Below are 5,645 nucleotides of genomic sequence, written 5' to 3'. Positions count from 1 at the left end.
AACGTACAATGAACTTCAACAATTACTAGCTACTTCCTAAACATTGTTCTTCATTTACCAAACTGTTTATGGTTTATGCTTTTTTCAAACTTTGCAACAGAACCAGTTTAACCATCATCGTGTTCATGGAACTTTAGGTTATTTAAGTCCAGTTGAGTTCAGAAAACGAGCCCTTAAAAAAGCAGTCTGAATTTGTGTTGACAATCCACACCTCCATCAATACTATCAAAAGAACCTTTATACTGTTACAGCTTGAGAAATCCATTGAGCAGTTAGTTCAGGAGATTCAACAGGAAACTGATGACCGTACTGAATACGTGTAATATCCAAGTGTTCAAACTGCTTTGGGACATGATGATCTTTGTCCAAAGCTCCCCATAGTATCTTAATTTTCCTCTTATCCCATGTCTCGGGATTTAACTGAATGGATTTTGATATAGTTAAGCAAGACATGACCGTAGCGTTAGTTTTGCGTATACGGGGGGATTTTAAATCCCGGACCACAGAATGAGCGTAATTACTCAATAACTGACTGGATGTTCTAAAGCTATTGGCTTGAAGTAACTCTTTTTCCAAACGGGCGGGCTCCATATATTTTAGAACGAAACTTGTAATACGTCGAAATCTATATTTAGGTTGGATAGGATGCAGTACTGGCTGCAATAAAATGAGTTGTTTGATCAGTGAGGGCAGCCGTTCCATCACTTGAGCCGCAATCAATCCGCCAAATGAATGCCCCACTAATATAACGGGTCTGTTCAACTCAGTGATCATAGTGGAAACGCTCTCTACATAGCCTTCTAGCACAGAAGGATTATGGTGATAAGGAGTACGCCCAAATCCAGGTAAATCTACGAACCAAGTATTTAAACTGCTTAAAAATTGTGAGAGGGGCAAAAGGGCATCGGCATTGCTGAACGTCCCATGAAGAAAAATAATAGGCGTTTCATTCCTATCTTTCTCTAGCGAAACTAGGTTAGCCCTTCTTCGTTGACTAAAATCTTTCTGCTCATTTTGATTCAGGCCTAAATGATTTAACCGATAATCCAAATCACTAATGATAAAAGGGAGCGTGGACGGAACTACGAATGAATTTCTGCCGTTCCTTTGTTCTATTTCTAATTTACTGTAAACAGGGAATTCCGACTTAACAAGAAAACTCATGGATTCTTTAGGAATACCAAGCATCTTGCCAGCACCCATTCTAAGCACAGTTTTCAATAACGGAAGCGGTATAGTTCCTAACGGCTTTGTTGTCTGCAATTCGTGTGCCATGAGTTTGATGAAAGTTCGGATCGACGGACTCTCTTGCTTAGAATCTAAAAGATAGTAGGTATTGCTTGATAACCCTTCTGTATTAGCAAGTTTTGAAATAAACGAAGCCACATGATCAATATGAACCATTGGTAACCAATAATCGTCGCCGCCTGGAACAAGCGGCATAAGATTTCGCCTTACGGCATCGACTAAGATACTAAGGCCTCCAATCTGTTCTGTTTTCCCTGAGAAGGAGTCTCCGACGATTACACTAGGATTAACAGTAGATAAGGGAATGCTCATGTTATGAAGAGATTTTCGTATATAAGAGTCTGCTAAAAACTTCATTTTTTCATAAGGCGGTTGATTGTCCAGCAAATGATCTAGATCCAACAATGCATTTTGTTCATGATAGGGACTCATAAAGCCTACGACATGGATAAAATGCTTTAATTCTTTTGCAGCGTGGATATCCTGTGCTAGCTGAACAAGGGATTTTGCAGGGGCGAGGAAAGACTGCTCAGCTTCACTGAGGTTCAACTCAATATTCATTGGACCTCCTGCATGAATAATTAGATCAGTTGCAAGTAATTGCTTGTAGCTGTCATCACTTAAACCTAATCGAGGCTGCGTTAGATCACCGATAACAGGAACGATGTTGTTCTGTTGATCGGGTGCCAGTTGATTGATGATGGTAAGAAGACGATCTTTTTGACGTACAAGTACATAAATCTGATGCTGAGAAGCTAACTCAGCGATTAAATGACGTCCAATATAACCAGTTCCGCCAGTCATGAAGATATTCATAATAAAAACACTCCTTTATTATTTTATAGTACTAACTAGTACTAATGTATCTAAAAATATTACTTTAGCATGGAAGCTAAAGTAGGAAATAAATTTTTGATCATATCTTGGTTGTTAGAAGCTTGAGCCAAGAAGAGAGCACCCTCAATAGAGGAGACAATCAACATAGCTGTTTGTTTAACGGGCAGCTCTTCCTTTAGTTCTTGTCGTGCAATCCCTTGAGCTAAAATCAATTCAACACCATGCAGCTGTTTTTCAAAAAAACTCTTGATTCTATCTCTAATTTCAACCGCGTCAATAGGCGTCTGTGTATACAGAGTCAGGAAAGGACAACCGCCAAGGTAGTTATTCTGTTCAATAGTATCGCTTAAAATGTGGAGTACCGCTTCTAATTTCTCCTGAACGGTGAGCTCAGTTTGAGACACAATATAATTAATTCGCTGCTCGTAATGTGCTATCAACTGATTAACAATAGCGAGCAGCAGCTCCTCCTTGCTCTTAAAATAATAATAAATGTTCGTTTTTGAAACTTTGCTATGTGTGACTATGTCGTCCATGCTTGTTGCCAGAAAACCTTTAGTAAGAAACAATGTAAAAGCGGATTGCAGAGCAATATCTTTATTACTAAGTGTATTTTTTTTCATATTAGTACTATACAGTACTACAAATGGAGAGTCAAGGGAATGATTGATGAAATGTATACAAATATAAAAATCACTATGGAGGTATCAATACTCCTAAAGAATTCCCCATAGAAGTACGAGCCTGGATAAATACCCAATCCGAATATATTGTGACCGAACTAAAAATTAGGGGCTTCCAGTCAAGTGTCACTTTAGGAAATAGATTTGATATTTCAATTTTCCGGTTAACAGACATAACCGGAAAATCATTATTCAGAGTACAAAGGGCATCGCCAGCATTTTAGAAAAACCCCACGCTAAGCAAAGAATAAAATAAGTCAGCTCATTTACATAATTATCGTTAGCGGAAGTTATTCTAATATGATAGAATCTCCAACATTCACTTTTCCTGGTTTTATAACTGATGCATAGACTCCAAAATGATTATTTCTTTTTTGTACAACAGTTTTTAAGAGAGTTTTTTCCAATGTTAATGTGTTAGGATCAATAGTAATAATCATGCAGCGTTCACAGTGTCTTACTATTTTTAATTCTACTTCTCCTATACGTATACATTTTCCAAACCATGTATCTTCTGGAAAAGGAATATTTTCATATAATGAGAATATCAAGTTTGGACGAAATCTTCTATGGTTCACATCTTGTCCCCACATTGCACTTATTTCTTGTAGTGACGTATCAGTTACAATTAATATATGTTCTTCTTCAATTGCTCCTAGAGGTACTTGCTGAGGGGAGTATTGTATACTTTTAATTCTACGACCTGATTTTTGTTCTAATTCTGTAAGTAACTCTTGATCTCCCCACTTGTATATTTTTCCTTCAGGAGAAGTGATTTTGATTAGTGGATATGTATCAAAAGATTCTTCTCCTATAAAACTCGCCGTATAACCAATCATTTCAGGAAGTTGTGTTGCAGTTAAATATTTTCCTGGTCTTGTTTCATCTAAAAAAGCATGGCTTCTATCTCCATATAAACCATAGGATGCAATGTAAGCTTGTTGAACATTTTCTCCGCGAAATGATTTTATTGGATGTCTTACAATTTCTTTTAGTTCTCCAATTATCATATCCCTACTCCTTTTTTATTTAATCTTATCTTATCTCTTAATTATATAATCAATTGGAATTAGTTACCTTATGAATATCGTATACACTTGAGGTTGACATAACATCTCATTATCGGGATTCAATGTATTTAGAAGACTATTAAAAGTCCTCCAGAACGTTTAACTGGAGGACTTTCGTATTCACATAATTATCGTTAACGGAAGTCAGCTAAGTAATACAAAACTTCTTACAAAGCAGTTTTACGATTGATACGTTCTTTTGCTTGCCGAATTGCTAAGAAGATTGTAATAACAGCAAATACGTCACAAATCACTATACCTAAAAGAAAGTGATTCATAACCGAAGAAATTCCACCTCCAGCTATACTGAGAAGAAAAATCAGGTAAAACCAATCAATATAATTTCTATATCTAATAGCTATCACAATGCTTACGATGGCTACAATATATGTCAGTATGTCTATCAGTAAGTCCATAACTTGCTCATCTCCTTGTTAAGTACAGCAAACCCCCTTTCCATTTAGAGAGAGGCACGATCCGTTCTCAATATTTTTTTAAGTAGACTGTGTTAATCTTATCCTTTGGTTTTATTTCTAAATTCTGTTATCAGAGCAATTAAAACTGAAACAAAAATAACCGCCATAAAAATCCCGTTTATATACCTTTGGTCTATAAAATTCAATATTGATACTATGAAAGATAAAACAGTTGATAAAACCAATAAAATACGTCCCATATCTTCACCTTTTTTCCTAATTATACCATTTAAAAGAACCGATTTGTTCAGATTTTTTTATGTATATCATATACATGCTCGGTTAACATAACGTAACATTATCGGGATTCAATGTATTTAAAAGACTATTAAAAGTCCCCCAGATTGTTTAACTGAGGGACTTTTGTGTTCACATAATTCTTGTTATCGGTAATTCATCAATCTTTATTATGATTTTTAGAAAATTGATTTAAGATAAATCCACCTATCACACTACCTAAAATAAAAGTAATACAAAACCCCCATTTAAAGTTTCCAGTGGTAAAATATAGCGCAATGACTCCTAATACGCCTCCAAAAAGAAAAGGAAGATTTATATACTTTTTCAATTTATCCCCTCCCTTTTAAAACATATCTATACAGGTTTATTTCGGGCTTGAATAGAGAGTTGCCTAGAAAGGCAGCTCTTGATTGGTAGTCTAAAATTCTTTAATTACCTTTCAAAAATTTTGCAATTATAAAAGCTCCTAAAGGTATAAAAAATACAGAAACAATTGATAGATATCTCATAACATTAGTAGAAAAAATGAAACTACATAAAATTACGAATAACAAGCAAATCCCAAAAGAGATAAAGACAGATTTTATAAATAATCCTTTATTCATGTTGGAAATTCCTTTCGATCTAATAATGAATCCGTTATCTTTGAAAGAAATACCATACAATAACAAAAACAATTGGTGTTAATCCCCATAGTATAGTTTCAGAATTTAATTTCTTTTTATCAGACATCTAATTCTCCTCCTATTTCCACAAAACCGACCATTTTTACCGAATTATACCACATATGTATGAGGGGCAATCAAGACTTTGTCTGAATATCATATTCATGTTCAGTTCACATAACGTATCATTATCGGGATTCAATGTATTTAAAAGACTTTTGTGTTCACATAATTCTCGTTGTAGGAAGTTAATTATTCACCGATATAAAACAGAATTTGTGCAATACTCGTAAAAAATTCTGGTTCTTGTATAGGAGAATCCTCTTCTATCTCTAAGTATGTTTTAAACCATTCTGATGTCTTCATTCTCCACCTTGCTATTTCTTTACCTTGATAATAAAATTTTGCCCAATCTAATGGTACTTT

At 35.0% G+C, this 5,645-nt stretch carries 6 protein-coding genes; all 6 read right to left on the bottom strand.

What is annotated here, in order from left to right:
* Positions 1–237 precede the first annotated feature (237 nt).
* Complete coding sequence (locus tag ACFQZ1_RS10440; RefSeq protein ID WP_377882139.1) at positions 238–2,064, bottom strand: alpha/beta fold hydrolase; 1,827 nt, start codon at positions 2,062–2,064, stop codon at positions 238–240.
* Between the two features lie 59 nt (positions 2,065–2,123).
* Positions 2,124–2,708, bottom strand: a complete 585-nt coding sequence (locus ACFQZ1_RS10435; protein ID WP_377882136.1) for a TetR/AcrR family transcriptional regulator — start codon at positions 2,706–2,708, stop codon at positions 2,124–2,126.
* A 350-nt stretch (positions 2,709–3,058) separates the two neighbouring features.
* Positions 3,059–3,778 carry an MOSC domain-containing protein gene (locus tag ACFQZ1_RS10430; RefSeq protein WP_377882134.1) on the bottom strand — a complete coding sequence of 240 codons (720 nt, stop codon included), beginning with the start codon at positions 3,776–3,778 and terminating at the stop codon, positions 3,059–3,061.
* A 227-nt stretch (positions 3,779–4,005) separates the two neighbouring features.
* Entirely contained in the window at positions 4,006–4,254 is a 249-nt protein-coding gene (locus ACFQZ1_RS10425; RefSeq protein WP_377882132.1) for a hypothetical protein, read from the bottom strand.
* A gap of 457 nt (positions 4,255–4,711) precedes the next feature.
* The gene (locus ACFQZ1_RS10420) at positions 4,712–4,882 is read right to left on the bottom strand and encodes a hypothetical protein (RefSeq protein ID WP_377882129.1); all 171 of its coding nucleotides are present in this window, start codon (positions 4,880–4,882) and stop codon (positions 4,712–4,714) included.
* A 589-nt stretch (positions 4,883–5,471) separates the two neighbouring features.
* The coding region (locus ACFQZ1_RS26685) for a tubby C-terminal domain-like protein (protein WP_445291725.1) at positions 5,472–5,645 on the bottom strand (174 nt) is incomplete at its 5' end.

Origin of the sequence: Bacillus sp. CGMCC 1.60114 (assembly GCF_042676365.1) — a bacterium.
Classification (GTDB): Bacteria; Bacillota; Bacilli; order Bacillales; family Bacillaceae_G; genus Bacillus_A; species Bacillus_A rhizoplanae_A.
The sequence above is the reverse complement of the archived record's forward strand: the minus strand, read 5'-3'. Positions and strand labels throughout refer to the sequence as shown.

Bases quoted from the DNA above. Each gene is read 5' to 3' on its own strand.
- ACFQZ1_RS10440 (WP_377882139.1), bottom strand. From the start codon at position 2,064: ATGAATATCTTCATGACTGGCGGAACTGGTTATATTGGACGTCATTTA.
- ACFQZ1_RS10435 (WP_377882136.1), bottom strand. From the start codon at position 2,708: ATGAAAAAAAATACACTTAGTAATAAAGATATTGCTCTGCAATCCGCT.
- ACFQZ1_RS10430 (WP_377882134.1), bottom strand. From the start codon at position 3,778: ATGATAATTGGAGAACTAAAAGAAATTGTAAGACATCCAATAAAATCA.
- ACFQZ1_RS10425 (WP_377882132.1), bottom strand. From the start codon at position 4,254: ATGGACTTACTGATAGACATACTGACATATATTGTAGCCATCGTAAGC.